Source organism: Changpingibacter yushuensis, from assembly GCF_014041995.1.
GTDB classification, from domain to species: Bacteria; Actinomycetota; Actinomycetes; order Actinomycetales; family Actinomycetaceae; genus Changpingibacter; species Changpingibacter yushuensis.
Genome location: NZ_CP059492.1, coordinates 2,460,646 through 2,478,952 on the forward strand (window position 1 = coordinate 2,460,646; position 18,307 = coordinate 2,478,952).

General features: G+C 56.5%; 17 protein-coding genes. 5 read left to right on the forward strand and 12 right to left on the reverse strand.

From position 1 onward, the window contains the following. Nucleotides 1-36: 36 nt before the first annotated feature. From H2O17_RS10595 to H2O17_RS10605, 3 genes are all read left to right on the forward strand, one after another. Nucleotides 37-882, forward strand: a complete 846-nt coding sequence (locus H2O17_RS10595) for a carbohydrate ABC transporter permease (protein WP_182049639.1) — start codon at nt 37-39, stop codon at nt 880-882. Further along, the gene (locus H2O17_RS10600; protein ID WP_394367343.1) at nt 879-1,790 is read left to right on the forward strand and encodes a carbohydrate ABC transporter permease; all 912 of its coding nucleotides are present in this window, start codon (nt 879-881) and stop codon (nt 1,788-1,790) included. The genes H2O17_RS10595 and H2O17_RS10600 overlap by 4 nt, the downstream gene beginning before the upstream one ends. Before the next feature lie 143 nt (nt 1,791-1,933). Then, nucleotides 1,934-2,566 (forward strand): MusI family membrane protein, encoded by a 633-nt coding sequence (locus tag H2O17_RS10605; protein ID WP_182049640.1) that lies wholly within the window; start codon nt 1,934-1,936, stop codon nt 2,564-2,566. 96 nt (nt 2,567-2,662) lie between these two features. Here the strand turns inward: H2O17_RS10605 and fbaA are convergent, their stop codons facing one another. The 10 genes from fbaA to H2O17_RS10655 form a co-directional block, all read right to left on the reverse strand. Then, entirely contained in the window at nt 2,663-3,688 is a 1,026-nt protein-coding gene (gene fbaA, locus H2O17_RS10610) for a class II fructose-bisphosphate aldolase (RefSeq protein ID WP_182049641.1), read from the reverse strand. Between the two features lie 142 nt (nt 3,689-3,830). Continuing rightward, the gene (locus H2O17_RS10615) at nt 3,831-4,541 is read right to left on the reverse strand and encodes a TrmH family RNA methyltransferase (RefSeq protein WP_220456769.1); all 711 of its coding nucleotides are present in this window, start codon (nt 4,539-4,541) and stop codon (nt 3,831-3,833) included. Nucleotides 4,542-4,833: 292 nt separating this feature from the next. Then, nucleotides 4,834-5,259, reverse strand: a complete 426-nt coding sequence (locus tag H2O17_RS10620) for an ABC transporter permease (RefSeq protein ID WP_182049642.1) — start codon at nt 5,257-5,259, stop codon at nt 4,834-4,836. 71 nt (nt 5,260-5,330) lie between these two features. Next, nucleotides 5,331-5,903, reverse strand: coding sequence for an orotate phosphoribosyltransferase (pyrE, locus tag H2O17_RS10625; RefSeq protein WP_182049643.1), 573 nt, complete (start codon nt 5,901-5,903; stop codon nt 5,331-5,333). A gap of 211 nt (nt 5,904-6,114) precedes the next feature. Further along, the gene (locus tag H2O17_RS10630; RefSeq protein WP_182049644.1) at nt 6,115-6,858 is read right to left on the reverse strand and encodes an ABC transporter permease; all 744 of its coding nucleotides are present in this window, start codon (nt 6,856-6,858) and stop codon (nt 6,115-6,117) included. Next, complete coding sequence (locus tag H2O17_RS10635; protein ID WP_182049645.1) at nt 6,825-7,166, reverse strand: hypothetical protein; 342 nt, start codon at nt 7,164-7,166, stop codon at nt 6,825-6,827. Before H2O17_RS10635 ends, H2O17_RS10630 begins: the two co-directional genes overlap by 34 nt. Then, the gene (locus tag H2O17_RS10640) at nt 7,163-7,828 is read right to left on the reverse strand and encodes an ABC transporter ATP-binding protein (RefSeq protein ID WP_182049646.1); all 666 of its coding nucleotides are present in this window, start codon (nt 7,826-7,828) and stop codon (nt 7,163-7,165) included. Before H2O17_RS10640 ends, H2O17_RS10635 begins: the two co-directional genes overlap by 4 nt. Next, nucleotides 7,825-9,111 carry a peptidoglycan-binding domain-containing protein gene (locus tag H2O17_RS10645; protein ID WP_182049647.1) on the reverse strand — a complete coding sequence of 429 codons (1,287 nt, stop codon included), beginning with the start codon at nt 9,109-9,111 and terminating at the stop codon, nt 7,825-7,827. The genes H2O17_RS10640 and H2O17_RS10645 overlap by 4 nt, the downstream gene beginning before the upstream one ends. Nucleotides 9,112-9,286: 175 nt before the next feature. Further along, complete coding sequence (locus H2O17_RS10650; protein ID WP_182049648.1) at nt 9,287-9,658, reverse strand: hypothetical protein; 372 nt, start codon at nt 9,656-9,658, stop codon at nt 9,287-9,289. A gap of 541 nt (nt 9,659-10,199) precedes the next feature. Further along, a complete protein-coding gene (locus tag H2O17_RS10655; RefSeq protein WP_246311244.1) occupies nt 10,200-14,948 on the reverse strand; it encodes an acyl-CoA dehydratase activase-related protein in 4,749 nt (1,582 codons plus the stop codon). A gap of 155 nt (nt 14,949-15,103) precedes the next feature. On the opposite strand from H2O17_RS10655, the gene H2O17_RS10660 reads away from it, so the two are divergent. Continuing rightward, nucleotides 15,104-15,832 (forward strand): TetR/AcrR family transcriptional regulator, encoded by a 729-nt coding sequence (locus H2O17_RS10660; protein WP_246311245.1) that lies wholly within the window; start codon nt 15,104-15,106, stop codon nt 15,830-15,832. 44 nt (nt 15,833-15,876) lie between these two features. On the opposite strand, the gene H2O17_RS10665 is transcribed toward H2O17_RS10660, so the two are convergent. Next, entirely contained in the window at nt 15,877-16,602 is a 726-nt protein-coding gene (locus H2O17_RS10665; protein WP_182049649.1) for a hypothetical protein, read from the reverse strand. 1 nt (nt 16,603) lies between these two features. Further along, nucleotides 16,604-17,371, reverse strand: a complete 768-nt coding sequence (locus H2O17_RS10670) for an SDR family NAD(P)-dependent oxidoreductase (protein WP_182049650.1) — start codon at nt 17,369-17,371, stop codon at nt 16,604-16,606. Nucleotides 17,372-17,440: 69 nt separating this feature from the next. On the opposite strand from H2O17_RS10670, the gene H2O17_RS10675 reads away from it, so the two are divergent. Beyond that, a complete protein-coding gene (locus H2O17_RS10675; RefSeq protein WP_182049651.1) occupies nt 17,441-18,250 on the forward strand; it encodes an exodeoxyribonuclease III in 810 nt (269 codons plus the stop codon). The last annotated feature ends 57 nt before the right edge of the window (nt 18,251-18,307 follow it).

The window sequence follows — 18,307 nt, forward strand, 5'->3', positions numbered from 1 at the left end:
CCGGCGTGAGCTATCCGCTCGCGACAGGAGAAGGAAATGACCAGATCTCTCAAGAAGTACTTCGCAGTTTTCACTGGGCCCACCATCCTCGCATTTGCGATCGCGTTCCTCGTTCCATTTGCGCTGGGCCTGTATTTGTCTTTCACCGACTTCACCACGCTGACAAACGCTGAATGGGTCGGCACATCGAACTACGCGCAGGTTTTCACGGATCGCCAAGGATTCACCCAAGCCTTGCTGTTCACGGTTCTCGTTTCTGCGGTCTCAATCGTCACAGTTAACATCGGCGCGTTTGTACTCGCGTACTTGCTCACAAGGAAACTTCGTGGCACCAACGTGTTCCGAACAATCTTCTTCATGCCAAACCTCATTGGCGGAATCGTTCTGGGCTACACGTGGCAGGTCATGCTCAACGCCATTCTGCGCCAATGGAACATGACGATTATGCTGGATTGGCGGCTGGGCTTCGCCGGCATGATCATGCTGATCAACTGGCAGCTCATGGGGTACATGATGATCATCTATATTGCTGGGCTTCAGAACATTCCACCGGAACTCCTCGAAGCCGCAGAGATCGACGGCGCAGGCCGGTGGCAGACGCTTCGCAATGTCACGATCCCCATGGTGATGCCTTCGATCACGATCTGCCTGTTCCTCACATTGGCGAACACGTTCAAGCTCTATGACCAGAACTTGGCCTTGACCAACGGCGCTCCGCTCGATCAAACCCAAATGGCCGCCCTCAACATCGTTAGCACGATGTACACAAAGGTTGGTCAAGAAGGTATCGCTCAGGCTAAAGCTGTTGTGTTCTTCTTGATTGTCTCGGTCATCGCACTTATACAGCTGCGAGCCACTCGCCAGAGGGAGGTAGATCAGTGAGCACCGCAACCGCCACTCCGATTCTGACAAAGGAACTTGCTGCCAAGAAACCCATGCCACAGGGCCGTAAGCGTGAATCGAGCGCTTCTCGGTTGGCGTTGACGGTTTTCCTTACGCTTCTTTCCGTTGTGTACATGGTGCCTTTGCTGTTCATTCTGCTGAACTCGTTCAAAGGCAAGTTCTACATCTCTGACAGCCCGTTCTCGATTCCAACTGGCGATACATTCGTGGGTTGGGACAACTACGCAACGGGTCTTTCGCTCTCCGGATTCGCACGAGCAATCGGCGTCTCGGCGTTCATCACAGTGGTATCCGTTATCGTCATTGTGTTCTTCTGTGCAATGACGGCGTACTACATCACCCGGGTGAAGACGTGGTGGACCTCGGCGATCTACTACATGTTTGCCTTCTCAATGATCGCTCCTTTCCAAATGGTCATGTTCCCCACCGTCAAGGTGGCCGACATGCTCAACCTCGCAACTCCGTGGGGCATGGTGGTGCTCTACTTGGGATTCGGTGCAGGCCTCTCCGTGTTCCTTTATTCCGGGTTTGTGAAGTCGATTCCGTTGGAAATTGAGGAAGCAGCTTTGATTGACGGATGTTCTCCGCTGCAAAACTACTTCAGAGTAGTCATGCCACTCCTCAAGCCCACGGCCATCACCGTGGCGATCCTCAACGCCATGTGGGTATGGAACGATTACCTCCTCCCCTATTTGGTGATTGGGCAGAACGAGAAGTACCGCACTATTCCCGTGGTTATCCAGATGCTCGTCGGATCCAACGGAAATCGCGACATGGGTGCTCAGATGGCCATGCTGGTGCTAGCCATCATTCCGATCGTCGTCTTCTATCTCGCTGCCCAGAAACACATCATCGAAGGTGTGGCTGCTGGTGCCGTGAAGGGCTGATCGGACACAAACTGTTCCTCGCCACCGGCCTGGCGAGGAACAAGGGTCTGGGAGGCGCGCAGCCTCCCAGACCCCACAGCTACTCTGGAGGCGGACAGTTTGCACTGCCCGCCTCCGCTCGTTTCACCTAAAGGAAAGGCACCATGGCTGGCTTGCTCGCACCTGACTCCTCGTTCTACAAGGCTCTTTCAGCAGCCACAGATCTGGTGTTGGTCAACCTTGCCACTCTTGCAGGATGCATCCCCATTGTCACCGCAGGCGCTTCGCTGACGGCTTGCGCTCGCGTGACCATGGAAATGGCACGCGAGGAGGATTCATACATCATGCGGACGTGGTGGCGTTCGTTCCGAAGCAACCTCATTCAGTCCTTTGGTTGGTGGATTCCAACCCTAGTCATCGTGATTCTCGCGTGGCTTGAAAACTGGCTGCTGGGTGGCATCTCCAGTCCCAGTACGGCAGGAGCACTAACCGGAGTCCTCGTGATTGGGCTCGTCGTACTGCTTGCCATCCTTGTTTGGCTTCTGCCCCTTCAAGCCTTCTTCACCAACTCCGTTGGCGGACATGTGGGAAACGCAGCCATGCTTGCGATCGGCAAGTTGGTGCAGACTATCCTCTGTCTGCTAGTTCTTGCACTTCCAGTTGTGTTGTTTGCCTTCCTCCCGGGTTCACGAGTGGCCGTCGCCTGGTTCATGGTGATTATTGGCTTCGCATTCATTAGCTACATGGCTGCTCTAATTCAGGCCAAGACGATTAATGCACTCCGTGATGCTGCTTGAGCTCACGGACTAGGGGCGATCCCAACAGGCAAGGCGCATAAACGAGAGTGGGGCGGCCCGAAGGCCGCCCCACAATCAGTCACTTGAGAAGTGAAATCACTTCATCTTGGTGCCTGTGGATCCAAGTCGCTCACACGCTTCGACTACGCGAGCTGCCATGCCAGCTTCGCCAGCCTTACCCCATGCGCGAGGATCGTAGGTCTTCTTGTTGCCAACTTCGCCGTCGATCTTGAGGACGCCGTCGTAGTTCTTGTACATCCAGTCGGCCACTGGGCGAGTGAAGGCGTACTGGGTATCGGTGTCAACGTTCATCTTGATGACGCCGTTTGCCACAGCAGTTGCGATCTCTTCTTCGGTTGAGCCAGAGCCACCGTGCATGACCAAATCGAATGGACGATCGCCAGCGTTGAAGTGTTCGCCAACTTCAGCCTGGATTGTGCCGAGCAGTTCTGGGCGCAGCTTCACATGGCCAGGCTTGTAGGCGCCATGCACGTTGCCGAAGGTCAGAGCGGTCAGGTAACGTCCCTTTTCGCCCAGCCCAAGGGCTTCGACAGTCTTGATGCCATCGGCAGTGGACGTGTACAGCTTGTCATTGATCTCGCCAACAACGCCGTCTTCTTCGCCACCAACTGCGCCGACCTCAATTTCGAGGATGGTCTTGGAAGCAACAGCCTTGTCAAGGAGACGCTTTGCGATCTCGAGGTTCTCATCAAGCGGGATTGCCGAACCATCCCACATGTGGGACTGGTACCAAGGCAAACGGCCAGCCTTGACCTCTTCGATTTCAAGATCCATGATGGCTTCGGTCCACGAAGCGAGGTTCTGCTTTGCGCAGTGATCGGTGTGCAGAGCTACGGTCACATCGTAGTTCTTGGCAATCTCACGGGCGTAGGCGGCCATGGCCAAGGTGCCGGCAATGCGGTCCTTGATGGTTGAACCTGACCAGTATTCGGCGCCACCAACGGACACCTGCAGGATGCCGTCAGACTCCGCCTCCGCAAAGCCGCGGATTGCTGCAGTAAGTGTCTGAGACGATGTTACGTTGATCGCGGGGTAGGCAAACTTGCCAGCCTTCGCGCGGTCCAGCATTTCGCCATAGACCTCGGGGGTTGCGATAGGCACGGAAAACTCTCCTTCGATTGATTCCAGGACATCTACATTCTCTCACTTCACAACCCAAGAAGTGAAAGTCCTTAGGGCCTCTTTTCCACCCAACTTCTGTGACCCGGATCTCGGAGGAACGTTGAGCCACCGTACGTCAGGTTCAGGCCCGCCACTGGGAAATCCACCAGTGGATTGCGATAGCAGCAGCAGCTGCCACGTTGAGCGACCGCGTAGAACCATACTGTTCGATTCGCACCGCAGCTCCACATACGGCCGCCATCTCTTCTGAAATACCTGCCGACTCCTGGCCAAATACCAGCAGGCAGTTCTCTGGAAGCTTCGTATCCTCTAACCGCGTGGAGTGCTCCGGATTGTCGATGGCCACCAACTGGTATCCATTCTCCGTGGCCCAATTGGCCAAATCTCGGGCATCGGGATGATAGTAGACGTCCACATATCTGTCTGTCACCATGGCGCCACGTTTATTCCAGCGCCGCCTGCCCACAATGTGAACCCCACCCACATTGAACGCGTTGCCTGAACGCACGATCGAACCGATGTTGAGGTCATGTTCTAGATTCTCAATTGCGATGTGCAGTTTGGAGCGGTGAGTGTCAAGATCCTGCCTGATCGCTTCGACCGACCAGTACCGGTACCGGTCCAAGATATTTCGGTGATCCCCATGTTCCAGCAGTTGTGGATCAAGGCGGGGATCTTCCGGCCACGGCCTAGCCATAGGGCCAACTCCGATGATCCGTGCACCCGGCCTGCGCTGGTAGGCGGCATCCTCATCAAACGCGGGGTCATCCATCATGCCATCCGGACCTGCAGCCGGTTGTATATCCAGCGCAGCATCTTCAGTTTCTGACATAGAAGATCCTTTGGCTCCTAGCATCTGACCACAACTTGCCCGCCACACTGCAAGGTCAGACTTGCCGTTCAAGTCCAAGATCCTCAGGGTGCAGTGCAGCGCCACAGAATAGGGTACCCCGTGCACATCAATCCTTAGGCCCTCATCCGGTGCATCACACCATGACTATTCACCGAGCCAGTCTCGTGGTCATGCGTGGCGCAACGCGTGACCACGTCGTAACTCGGCGTCCAACCAAGAGCCAACGCGAAGTCGGGCGCCTTGCAAGACGTGGGCGCCTACCAAGAATAGGTCACAGGTTACGGCTCACCTGCGACAAATCAACATTTCGCCGCGTCAGAGCCCACGCTGCCAGCCAGACTGCGCAGCACAGTGCGGCAATAACACCCAACTCATGCAACGAACGTAAAAGCGTGGAATCTCCCAGAAGAGGCGCACGCACGCCATCAATAACGTAGGTGAAGGGGTTCAACCGTGCCACTACTTCAAGCCCGTGTGGAAGGGAATCCACAGGCACGAATGACGCCCCAAGTGTAAGGACGAGAGTCGAGACGAAAGAAATGAGGACAAAACGGTCGTGAACCACAGCCACCCAAGTGGCAATTGCTGCGCTTCCGACGGCTAGAAACATCAGGGCCGCAAGAGCGAAGGCCGCAAGCGCAGAATCAGACGCTTGAACCGGGGCAAGAAGCAAGGCAAGGAAGAAAGTGCACAACACACTCAGACATCAAGATCGCTGGCGTGGATAGCCTCTAGAGCAACCACGTCAGCACCCGCCTCCCGCTGAAACTAGACCTGTGGTTCAAGTCCAAGATCTTCGAGGTGCAGGGCCGCGAAATAGGGGATCCCGTGCGCCTCGATCTTCTCCTTTGCCCCGGTTGCCCGATCAACGACGACGGCGACCGCGAGCACGTTGGCACCCGCGTTACGCGCCGCCTCCAAAGCCTGAATGGGCGAACCACCTGTGGTGGAGGTGTCCTCAAGAATGACCACGTTGCGGCCTTCAATGCTTGGGCCCTCAATCTGGCGCTTCATACCGTGATCCTTGGCTTCTTTGCGCACAACGAATGCGTCGATGTCTAGGCCACGGGAGGCCGCGGCATGCATGATCGCGGCCGCTACAGGATCCGCGCCCATCGTGAGGCCACCTACCGCATCCACTTCCCCAGCGCCAAAGCCTGCTTCTTCAAGCATATCGAGCATGACATGCCCAATGAGCGGACCTGCTTCGTGGTGAAGGGTGGCCCGGCGCATATCCACGTAATAGCTTGATGTGCGACCAGAGGCCAGCGTGAACTCGCCACGCTGGATGGCAAGTTCGCTTACAAGTTCAATGAGGCGCTTGATGTGGGAATCGTTCACGGTCCCAGCCTAGCTGAATCGGATCCGCGAACTTGCCACGTCCATCCACAGTGCGGCACAGAGTCACAGGCGCCCACATACAACTCAATGGCAAGGTCGGGAATGCGAGCACGGATTCGGTAGTAGAACACACATACTGGGAAAGTGGTGGCTGGATGGCCTCCACGAGGAGTTGTTCTCTTCTCCGAACCAATGCGGACGTGAGAAGCGCCTAGTCTGAGCGAACCGCAATTGCCGGTTGAATGGCCGCCGCCCGAAGCGCGGGATAGGCGGATGCGAGAATGCCAACCATCATTCCTAGACCGGGGCCAATAGCGATCCACACGGGGTTGAGGTGGGCAGTCCATTGGTTGAGGATTGCGACTACGTCCACAGCAATGAACGCCACGGCTGCTCCAGCTAAACCTCCCAGCGCGCCGATCAGTGCTCCTTCCACCCAGAATACGCCGGCCACAGAGGATCGCGAGGCACCCAGTGCCCTTCGCACGCCGATCTCGGTAGTTCGCGCGGTCACTGAGACGATCATTGAGTTAGTTATCAGAAGAATCGTCAGAATCAGGAGAAAGCCACCAATCCAGGTGGCTTGCTTAGTCAACTGATCAGAAACGGTATCCCGCATCTCGCCGTGGGCTACTACTTGTGAGACGGTCAACTTCTCAGGACTGCTTGGCAGAATAGCCACGCGAGCCACGTTCGAAATCTGACTTCCGGCTCCCAAAGCTGAGCGGATGAGTACTTCAGACCATTTGTCTCCACCAACTAGCTGAAGCGCGCAGGAGTATGGAATAACCAAGGCGTCCGAAAATGCATTCTCACCCGATATGAAACCAACTACCGAATAGTCTGTGCCGTTTATCATCACACTGATACCGCGCAGATCCACGGACTGCGTAATGCCAAGTTTTCTTGCGGCGGTCTCTCCTACCAGAGCCACGTTGAGTTCACCATCAAGCATCCATGCTGAGTTTCCGCTGGCGCTACCACCACGTCACGGTCCGCGGATGCGGCTATATCCGCATCCACCTGAAAGGCCGCATTCTCCGAGATTCCGACTGACATCAACATGGCACCCGTACTAAAGGCCACGGCGCTGGTCATGAGCATCGTGCGCGACATGCGCGAGGAGAGCTCAATCGCCACGTCAACTATCTGGTCCCGAAGGCGTCGCGTCCACGAGCGCATATGCCCCGACCCTCCCGATCGTACGTTCGTGGCCGCCCGTTCGTTGTTCTGGCTGTATTCGCCTGTTTTGCGACTCCTCATGGACGGATAACTCCATCCACCAAGTGCAACTCACGATCCGCCCAGTGGGCGATACGTTCGTCGTGCGTGATGACCACGACGGCGACCCCACGTTCCGCCTGCGCGTCAAATAGATCGAGTACACCGCGGGCGTTGGCCTCATCGAGGTTTCCCGTCGGCTCATCGGCAAGCAGAACCTGTGGGCTGCCGATGATGGCCCGCGCAATGGCAACGCGCTGTTTCTCACCACCAGAGAGCAACCGAGTCAAGGCCTCAGCGCGGTGATTCAGACCAACTGCATCTAAAACGCTGTTCACAGCTTCGCTTCGCTGAGTTAGGGGCATCGAGCTAATCGCTAGCTTGAGTTCGAGGTTCTCCCGGACTGTTCGGTGGCCCAACACGTGAAAGTCCTGAAAAGCGAAACCGATGAGGGATGCTCGCATCCGATCGCGCCCACGGGCTCGCATGGCCGCTGTGGCCTCGCCAGCCAGCTCGTATGATCCGCCAGATGGCGTATCCAAAAGACCAATGACGTTGAGAAGTGTGGACTTTCCAGCCCCTGAATGGCCCACAATTGCAACTCGCTCACCTGCAGCAACATCCAAGTTCACGCTTTTGAGCACGTCTATGGGCGGATGCACCTCGTACGTCTTACAAATCTCTTCCATATGAATGAGGTTCATGATTGTGAGACAACCACCTTGTCACCAACCTTCAACCTGGTGTTCTCCACCAATGCATAGCAGTCAGAAGTCAGCGATACCGAAACCGCTATGTGTTCATTCGATTCCGTGAGTATCACATACGTGGTATCACCATCTTGGCGCAACGCCGTGACCGGAACTGCGATGCCAGATGCCTCTTCAGCCTCACCGGTAGTGATCTGAACCTCTTGATCATCGCTGAACTCCCCTGACTCATCCACAGCAATGGTGATGTCATAGCCGGGCACATCCTTGCCCCCATCGGGATCAGCCTGCTCATAGCTACCCACCGCAGTGACTGTTCCTGATGCCACAAGAGCTTCGTCGCTGGTAGCCACCACAGAAACCTTCGTGCCCACGGCGAAGGTTTCCTTGTCACCCACGGAGATGCGAGCGCTGGCAGTGGTGGCGCCGCTACGAAGTTCAGCCAACGGGGTCTCACCAACTCGAGTATTCACCGCGGCCACCGATACCACGGTGGCCGAAGATCCGGGTAGGGAGACAATCTCAGCCATCCTCACAGGAGTCAGCGCCGCGAGCTGCTTCGCGGCCACATCCGCCAGTGCAGCCGTGACGGTCTTTTGCGCGCTCGTATCTTCCGGGGCAGCTGCTGCGGCTGCTTGTGCTTCAGCCAGCGTACTCTTGGCTGTTGCAAGGTCCGTGAGCGCAAGAGCGTCCGGGCTCGGCGCATTCAGCCCTGCACGTTTGTACAAGGCTTCAACACTGCTGGCAGTTCTTGCACCGTACTCGCCGTCGATCGAACCGGAACACAAACCAAGGCGCATAAGAGCGCGTTGGAGCTCAGCAACATCGTCTCCAGAGGATCCTCCAGCTATATCCCGGTACAGATCGAATGGAAGCTCAAGCGCAAAGACGGGGCGCCCTGAAACGGACGCGAGCACCGAGCCACTTGCCAACGTGCCACCAGCGGATGTTGCCACTCCTGTGACAACTGGAAGCTTTCCTTCCGATTCCGTCATGGTTACGGACCACGATGTACCAAGGGCAACTTTTCCGGAAACCGCCGGCTGCGGAAGAGCCACCGTTCGTTCCTCAACCTCAGCGCTGACAACAGGTATATGTTGCGCATTGGCGATTGCAGCCTCATTGGCCGAATGTATCCTGCTCCCGGCAACAAATGCGCCCAAGGTCAGCGCAGCACATATGCATACTGTGGCGAGAATCCACACAAAGCGCCGCTTGTTTCCAGTTGCTAAACCCTGAAAAGCTACTTCTTCACCTTCGGAATATTCACTGGTCAACGTAGAGCTCCGGATGGGTAGAGATGAATGTTTTGGCCTTAGAAACTGCCTCGTCAATGTCCCGTCTCGCAGAGGCTAGCTCGCTCACGTACTTCGTGATGATGGGGGCCTGGAGATCTGCCCAAATATCTGCCAGACGACGAGTGGAATCCACTTGACTCTGGCAATCTGCTACCTAAAGAGCCATCGTGATCTGGTCTTCGCTGATCGTCTCCCTGTCAGCACCAATCACATAACCAGGAAAATCCTCATCAAACGTCAATCCTTGACCGGAATAGCATTGTGCGAGCTCATCAAACACTTCGAGGGACCGAGGGTCGCGATTGACTGCGACATCAACCTGAGCCATTTCATCCGACCATGGACTCGATACGACCAGATCTTCCTCAGCAAACTCTTTGGCCTGAGGATCAGATGAACAGGTACTACCTACCTCTTCAATCTGTGCTTGTGAAAGCTGAGTATTGGGAGTAGTTGGTTCCGTGTAGTCCTCAGATTTTGGAATCAGGCCCCGCGCCATTAAGCCTGCATCACTCATTGGAACCATGAACCCAAACTTCTCAGCATCTTGCTGCCGCCAGGGCCCAAATACGTGCCAAATATGACTCGCAGAATAGTCCCCGCCCCCTAATGTCCCACCCCGTCCATGTGAGACCCTTGTTCCGTGCACAGGCGGCCACAGCGCCACTACGCGCCGCCCCCAGAATGTCACTCTCCACATTTGTGATGCGGAACCTGTCAGCTGGCAACGTGACTACGCCAGTATCAACATCGACGTCAGCGCCGAGGTTTACCCCAATCTCCTCAAGACCTGAACGTGAATCGGTTCCATCCGAAGCGAGACCCCCCCGGCACATCCTGTTAGAGCTACTACCGTGGCTAGCACCAATGCTGGCCTAAAAAGCTCGCGCACTCACATCACCTGCAATCCATATAGTTCTCGTGGTCGACGCGCATATCCTTTGATATTCGCAGCGTCGATAGGGCTCTATGCACTTTATTGATTGAGAGTGATGCACTACCGCGACATATCGTTCGGGGACATCTCTCCCGTTTCTGTGTCTCCACAGAAACGGGAGAGGGTTTAATCAGGCGATGTTGAGCGGAAGCGGGATTCGACTGCCTCTTTGCGGTGCGCCCGAACTATCCGAGTCGAAGGGTCCAGCACCTCCGCCACAACCACAGGATGACGCATTGGTGTCGGGTACCTCGGCGGCGGCGTCCCACACAATGTGCTCCGATTCGGATATCCCATCCACACCAGATGCTAGAACCCCATCTTTGTGCATGATGGCAGTGGAGAGCATGAGCTTGATCCGGTTAAGCTGGTTGACCTCGGAAGCGCCGGGATCGTAGTCAACTGCCACAATGTTCGCCTGCGGATACTTGTTGCGCAACGCGCGGAACATTCCCTTGCCAACGATATGGTTAGGTAAGCAGGCAAATGGCTGTGCACAGATAATATTCGGGCAGCCATGTTCGATCATGTCCACCATCTCTGCCGTCAAGTACCAGCCTTCGCCTGCTTGGTTACCCATGCGAGCTATCTCGGTGGAACGGGATGCCATTTCCTGAATGGATCGATGCGGTTCAAACTTCCCATCGGTCCGCTCGAAGGCGGCCATAACGGGGGCTTCGTACTTCTGCATTGCCCACAGTCCTAGTGGTTTGAGCCACCGGACTTTGCCACCCATTCCCAGATTACGTTCATTCCACTTTGCTGAAGCCATCGCGTTGTGGAAGAACTGCATGAGTCCGGGTAGCTCAGCCTCACACCCCTCGGCTTCTATGACGTCCACAGCGTGATTGTTGGCATCTGGATGGAACTTGACGAGGATCTCACCAACCAATCCCACGCGTGGTTTGCGAGGAATATCGCGCAGCTCGAGTGCATCAAACTCTGCCACACACCTCTTGACGAGTGAGTGGAAGGAGAGTTTTCCGCCCCAGGTTGCCGAGTATCCGCCGCCGGTGACCCATTCTTGGCAGATCTCATCCCAACGTTGGTAGAGCGCCATCGATGCTCCCTGCTCCGACTCATACGGGCGTACACGCAGCAGCATTGCCTGCAACATATCACCCAACACGACCGCCTGAATGGCCTTATGAATCAGTGGCATAGTCAGCTCAAAACCTGGATTATCCTCGATACCTTGCAATGAAGCGGCAATCACGGGAACCTGTTCGTACCCCGCGTCCTTCAAGCCCTTGCGAAGCAGAGCAGTGTAGTTGGTAGCACGGCACATTCCACCCGTCTGGGTAATCGCCACCGCCGTTCGGTCCGGATCTGCTCGCCCGGAGATGAACTCCTCGATAAGCTGCCCAATCACTACGATTGCCGGATAGCAGGCGTCATTGTTCACGTACTTCAGCCCAGTCTCCATCGAAACCGCATCAGTATGTTCCAGTACACGCACATTGAGCCCAGACTTGCGCAGCACAGGGGCCAGGAGGCGGAACTGAATGGGAGCCATCTGAGGTACAAGAACTTCCCATCCCTCTGCCCGCATTTGCTTGGTGAACTTAGCCGCCGTGGAGCCTGCTGCACGGGTGGCGCCATGATCCGAAACACGCACCGGCTCGGCATCAGCGTTGCCGGCTGAGTTATTGGTGGCATACGTCAGAACTGTTGCCGTACTGGCAGCCACTTCCACCCCTGGGCCGCTTCCACCCGTCCTACTGCCCGCTTTGCTTACACCCGGGACGACAAGCTTGGAGACAGCGCCAGCACCATTCGATCCTGCAGGAACACTCACGTTCTCTCGCTCCGCGAGCGCAGCATCTAGGGAACGGAGGCGGATCTTCGCGGCACCTAGGTTAGAAACTTCATCAATCTTGAGGACTGTATGGACGTCTCCACGCCCCTCAAGGATCTCTTGGACCTGGTCCGCAGTAATCGCATCTACGCCACACCCGAATGAGTTCAGCTGAACCATCTCTAGGTCAGGTTCGTCGCCTACGCGAGCCGCAGCTTCGTAAAGCCGAGAATGGTAGCTCCACTGGTCGCGCACGCGCAGCGGACGCTCCAAGCGCCCATCACACACTGAATCCTCTGTGAGCACGCCCATCCCCAGCCCATTGATGACTTCAGGAATACCGTGGTTGATCTCTGGATCAAGATGATACGGCCTGCCAGCCAAAACGATCCCCCGAACTCCGTGCGCACGCATCCACGCGAGCGATTCCTCACCCTTCTCGCGAACCTCGCGTTTGACCGTAGCGTCCTCTTCCCACGCCTTGTCCAGAGCCGCTTTCATCTCATCTTCGGGGATGTTCCATACGGAGAAGGCTTCTGCTAGGTGCTTGGGTAGATATTCGCGGTTGCCGAGATTGACGAACGGAGAGACGAAAGTGATGTCTGGCCCAGCAAGCCTTTCCATGTTGTTTCGGACTACTTCGGGGTAGGTGGCCACAACTGGGCAATTGAAGTGGTTGTCTGCACCGGAGAACTCCTGCTGCTCGTAGCTGACGCAGGGATAGAAGATCGTTGTGATTCCCTTGTCCAGTAGCGATTCGATATGACCGTGAACCAACTTGGCTGGATAGCACACGTTCTCAGATGGAATCGATTCCATACCCTTTTCAAACAGATCGTGATCAGACCTGCCGGAAATCATGACGCGGAATCCCAGTTCGGTGAGCATGGTGAACCAGAACGGGTAGTTTTCGTACATGTTGAGCACACGCGGTATGCCGATGTCACCACGGAACGCCTTGGCCTCCGTCAAGCGGCGGTAGCCGAACATCCTCTTGAACTTCCAATCAAACATGTTGGGGAGCTCAGATTTCTTGGGAATGCGTTCGAGTGAAGCGCCACGTTCACAGCGGTTGCCTGAGACGTGGCGCTCACCGTTGGAGAAGGTTGAGATCGTCATGTTGCAGTGATTTTGGCAGAGCCGGCACGTCTTGCGGGTGGTGGTCACCTCGAAACCAGCTAAATCCTCGATGCTCGCCAACGAAGATTCACCCACTCCGGAATCGTGCATCCGGGCGGTCAGCGCCGCACCGTAGGCACCCATGAGCCCTGCGATGTCTGGCCGAACCACCTTCCGTTCTGTAAGAAGCTCAAAGGCACGCAGAACCGAATCATTGAGGAACGTTCCCCCTTGGACCACAACCCGTTCGCCAAGATCCGAGGGATCCTTCAACTTGATGACTTTGTACAGGGCGTTGCGCACCACTGAGTATGACAACCCGGCAGATATATCGCGTACGTCTGCGCCTTCCTTCTGGGCTTGTTTGACCGAGGAATTCATGAACACCGTGCAGCGCGTTCCTAGATCAACGGGATTGGTAGATTCCATCGCCTCGCGCGCGAAGTTCTTGACGTCTGTACCCATGGTTTGCGCAAAGGTCTGGAGGAAAGACCCACAGCCAGAAGAGCAGGCTTCATTCACGGAGATCGAATCCACTGCGTGATCGCGTATCTTCACGTACTTCATATCTTGGCCACCAATGTCGATCACCGAGGTGACTCCGGGCAGAATGTGTTCCGCTGCCCGGAAATGGGCCATTGTCTCAACTTCGCCCTCATCCATCTTGAGTGCGGTGGCTACCAGCCCCTCGCCATATCCCGTAGAGCACGCACGCCCGATCACTGCTCCGGAAGGCAGCTCTGTGCGAATCCTCGTCACGATATCTACAGCGGCCTGCACCGGGTCACCCTCATTAGAGGCGTAATGGGTGAATACTATTCGTTCATCCTCATCAATGATGACGGCCTTGATAGTTGTGGATCCGGCGTCGATGCCCAGCCAGCACCGGCCACGCGCTTCGGAAATTGGTGCCGACGGGATGACTTCCTGGCCGTGACGATCATGGAACTCTTCACGTTCGGCGGCGTCAACAAACAAAGGCCGCATCCGCTTGGACTCAGCTACAACGTGAGCGTTAGTCAGCGCATCAATAAGATCCGTGAGCAACCGTTCGCCGCCCACAGGCTTCTCAGGAGCAGCTTCCTGGTGAGTGCGCACTGCCAGATCGCCCTTGAGTGGTGAGGCTCCCTCCAAGTCTTGGTCCATCACCGTGACCGTGGCAGAACTGGTGACGCGGACGTCGTCGGCAAGAAGGGCAGCACCGATCGCCACGTACAGCTGTGCGTTTTCGGGGGTAATAAAGGCATCAGCTTTTGGCAGTAAGTCCTCGTAAGCCCTGCGTAGCTGGGGCAGGAAGTGGAGCGGACCGCCCAAGAACATCACTGTGCCGCGAATCGGGCGACCATTCGCGAGGCCCGCAATAGTCTGAGTTGCCACTGCGGCAAAGATCGAGGCCGCCAGGTCCTCATGTGCTGCGCCTTGGTTGATGAGCGGTTGGAGATCGGTCTTCGCGAATACTCCGCAGCGGGACGCGATCGGATAGAGCTGCTGGTGCCGGCTGGCCAGCTCATCCAGACCCGAGGCGTCAGTGTGGAGCAAGGTGGCCATCTGGTCGATAAACGCACCTGTTCCGCCCGCGCAGGTTCCATTCATCCGTTGTTCCGGAGTGGGATGCAAGTACGTGATTTTGGCGTCTTCACCGCCAAGTTCGACGACGACGTCGACATCCGGGTGCAGGCGGCTCGTTGCTTCCGTACTCGCAATGACTTCTTGTACAAAAGGCACACCGATGGCATGCGCAGTGGATAGGCCGCCTGATCCTGTGATGGCTGCATGCGCGCGCAGCCCTGGATGTGCTTTTTCAATGTCCAACAGGAGGCGGGCAAGTTCGCCGCGTACATCCGCGTTGTGGCGGCGGTAGTCGGAGAAGATTACCTTGTTTTCATCAAGGACTACCGCCTTCACCGTGGTGGAACCGACGTCGATGCCGAGCCTCACGTTGGTGTTACCAGTTTTGTCCATGATTCCTCCCAGACTTTGATTGACAAGTTCATCGTATGGGAGTGTTTTTGGAATTTCTACAATGATGAAATTAGACTTGTTTGGAATCGAGAATTGCTGGATTGGCACCCACAATCGTTGAAAACAAGCCATTTCTCAAACATAGGACTTAAGTCATGGACAAAAAACGTGAGGAAATCGTTGCGAAAATAGCGGTCCTAGGGGACGCTCCAGCTGAACGTCCAGGCACACCACAAGAACCCGTTCAAGGCCGCAAGCCACGGGTGGCAGACCGCGGCCCAAAGGCTAAGCGCGGTGAGGTGCGGAGCCGGATTCTTCAGGTGGCACGCGAGGAGTTTCTAGAAAAAGGATACGAAGGCGCGACAGTTAGAAACGTGGCCCGGAGAGCTGGATGCGACTCGGCACTTGTGGCGTACTATTTCGGGGCCAAGCAACGCCTGTTCCGCGAGTGCTTCAACTTACCTATGGACCCCGCACAAGCAGTACTGGAACAAATCCTGCCAGGAAGGGAAGGCGCCGGAGAACGACTTGTTGACTTCATGCTCACCATGTATGAGGAGCATCTGACTGGCGAAACCATGGGGGCGCTCATGAGAGCACTCATCACTGATACCGCTACGGTGCAGCGGTTCCGCAACTATATGCGGTCGGACGTTATCTCCCGGGTAGGCGAAGAGCTGGGCGGCAAGAACGAAATAGCAGGCAATATCGAACTGGCCATGGCAATGCTCTATGGTGTTGCAACCATGCGCTACATCATCAAGCTCGAGCCACTGGCCTCCATGCCGCGCGAACGGCTGCTTCGTGAACTTGCCCCTATCGTGCAGCAACGCATTGACCATATCTACGCTTACATCAAGTTCGAAAGGTCGGCTGGTTCCTAGGGAAGTGAGTTCCTAGGGAAGTGAGTTCCTAGGGAAGTGAGTTCCTAGGGAAGTTGGTCCTTAGGAATCACCAATGCGTAGCCGGCATCAGGTTCAATGATCACTCCGGAGTATTCGCCAAGCATTGGGCCAACTTCTGAGAGCCGCACCGTGGCAACCTGACCAATCACACCTGATTTCACCAAGCTGACCGGTGAAAGATACAACGGAAAATACTCCTTCTGGTCAGCATTATTGCTGGTGCTAGCCACACCGCCTTCCCAGCCGCCGCCATGATAGAACCGGCGATCCGAGAGGGCACTGAGAATCTGGCCAGATTCGGCCGTGCCACTCATTGCCCGAGCCAGGGTCAGAATCGTTTCTAAGAGATCTGCCATCGGCATCAGGTCTGAACATGGCAGGAACTGCGGCCCCTGGGCATTGGGCAACCCGAAGATCCAGAAACCGCTGCAAGCGCTCTGCGCCTCAAGCCCATCAATGAGGAGAGTGAGAAGCCGCGCCCTGCGCATACTCAGACCGAACCGACCAAGCATGTCAGGGCGCCCAAGGGTGGCGGTGAGTGACTCAGGCGTAAGAAAGATGTATGAACAATGCCCGATGATCTGAGTAGGTTTGTCTGGGCCCCCACCAGCCACACAGGCAACAACAGAATCCCACTTGCCCACAGGGTCGAGCTGTATGCGGACGGTCCGTCCACGATCGGTGTCGATCGTGGACGGAGCGGGCGGCAGAATGGACGCCCGCGCCGGCGTCGCTTGGGAATCCCCCACCTCAGTTGCGCCCCGATAACTTCGGGCCAGCAACCGCCCTCACCACGGATCGCGGTGCAAACTTTATTGCCGCCGCCGCGATCTTGTAGCGGATAGTTGGAGTCACGATAACCGTGCCACGGCGTGCCGCATTGAGGGCCGTGCGGGCAACATAATTCGCGGAAGTGAAGGCAAGCTCAGACCACTGGGTGGAGTCCACCTGAGATCGTTCATGGAACTGCGTGTGCACAAGCCCAGGACAAACTGCAGTCACGGTGACACCGCTCCCCTTGAGACTTGCTGCCAATCCTTCTGAGAATGTGCGCACCCATGCTTTGTGAGCGGAGTATGTGCCTTGGGCAGTCAGCGATGTCATTGATGAGATGTTTATGATGCCACCGTATCCACGCCCAGAGAACTCTGCAGCTGCCGCATGGCAGGTAATGAGCACCGCCCGGACCATCGTATCCAGTGCGCAAAGTTCGCGGTCCAGCTCACCACCTACAAAATCCTGGCCAAGCCCAAACCCGGCATTATTCACCAGCAGACCAATCGGCTTGTCTGTAGCCCGGACCCGGCGCGCCACCAACTCCGCACCCTGAAGAGTAGAAAGGTCGGCAGGCAGAACTTCAACTTGCACGTTGGCCACCTGACGAATCCGTTCGGCCACCTCGTCCAAGCGCTCGCGGTTTCGAGCCACAAGCACCAAGTCGTTGTTTTCCGCCGCGAGTTCCCAGGCTAGCTCCTGCCCGATACCCGAGGTGGCTCCTGTAACCAGTGCACTTCCCATGCTCCAAGCCTAGCTTGCACCTGTTTGCACTCAGACCACTCCTCCACCTCCCACCGCTAGGCTGGTGCCATGAGAATCGCCACGTGGAACATCAACTCGATCCGAGCTCGGGCAGATCGCGCCCTCGAAGTCCTCAACCGTTGGGACCTCGATGTGCTCCTCCTCCAGGAAACCAAGTGCAAACCTGAACAGTTCCCCCGTGCTGCTTTCGAAGCAGCTGGATACGAAGTTGCCGCGCACGGTCTGAACCAGTGGAACGGCGTAGCAATCGTTTCCCGGGTCGGGATCGCCGATGTCCGCACATCGTTTGACGGCCAACCCGGATTCGCCAAAGCCCCCGCCGATGGATCCATTGCAACTCCCGTGATCGAGGCCCGCGCGATCGGCGCAACGTGCGGCGGCATCGATTTATGGAGCCTCTATATTCCCAACGGCCGCGCTGTAGGAGACCCGCACTACGCCTACAAGCTGGAGTTTCTCTCTGCCCTCAACCGGACCGCCGCCGGCTGGTTGGCAGCCAACCCCGATCTCCAACTTCTCATGGGCGGCGATTGGAACGTCGCCCCACGCGATACGGACGTATGGGACAAGGATTTTTTCGACGACGGCCTCTACGTTTCAGAACCTGAAAGGGCAGCTTTCCTCGCTTTCGGTGAGTCAGGCCTTCAGGAAGTCACTCGGCAAGCTGACGGCGCAACCTATACATTCTGGGACTACCAGCAACTCCGTTTTCCGAAGAATGAAGGCATGCGCATCGACTTCGCATGGACCTCCCCCGCCCTCGCGCAACGAGTCACCGCTGCACATATTGACCGCAACGAACGCAAAGGTAAGGGAGCCTCGGACCACGTACCCGTCGTCGTCGAAATCGATGACTGATACGCGTCACGTTCGCGAGCAGCGCATGCCCCTTGGAATACGTTGCTTCCAGTCATA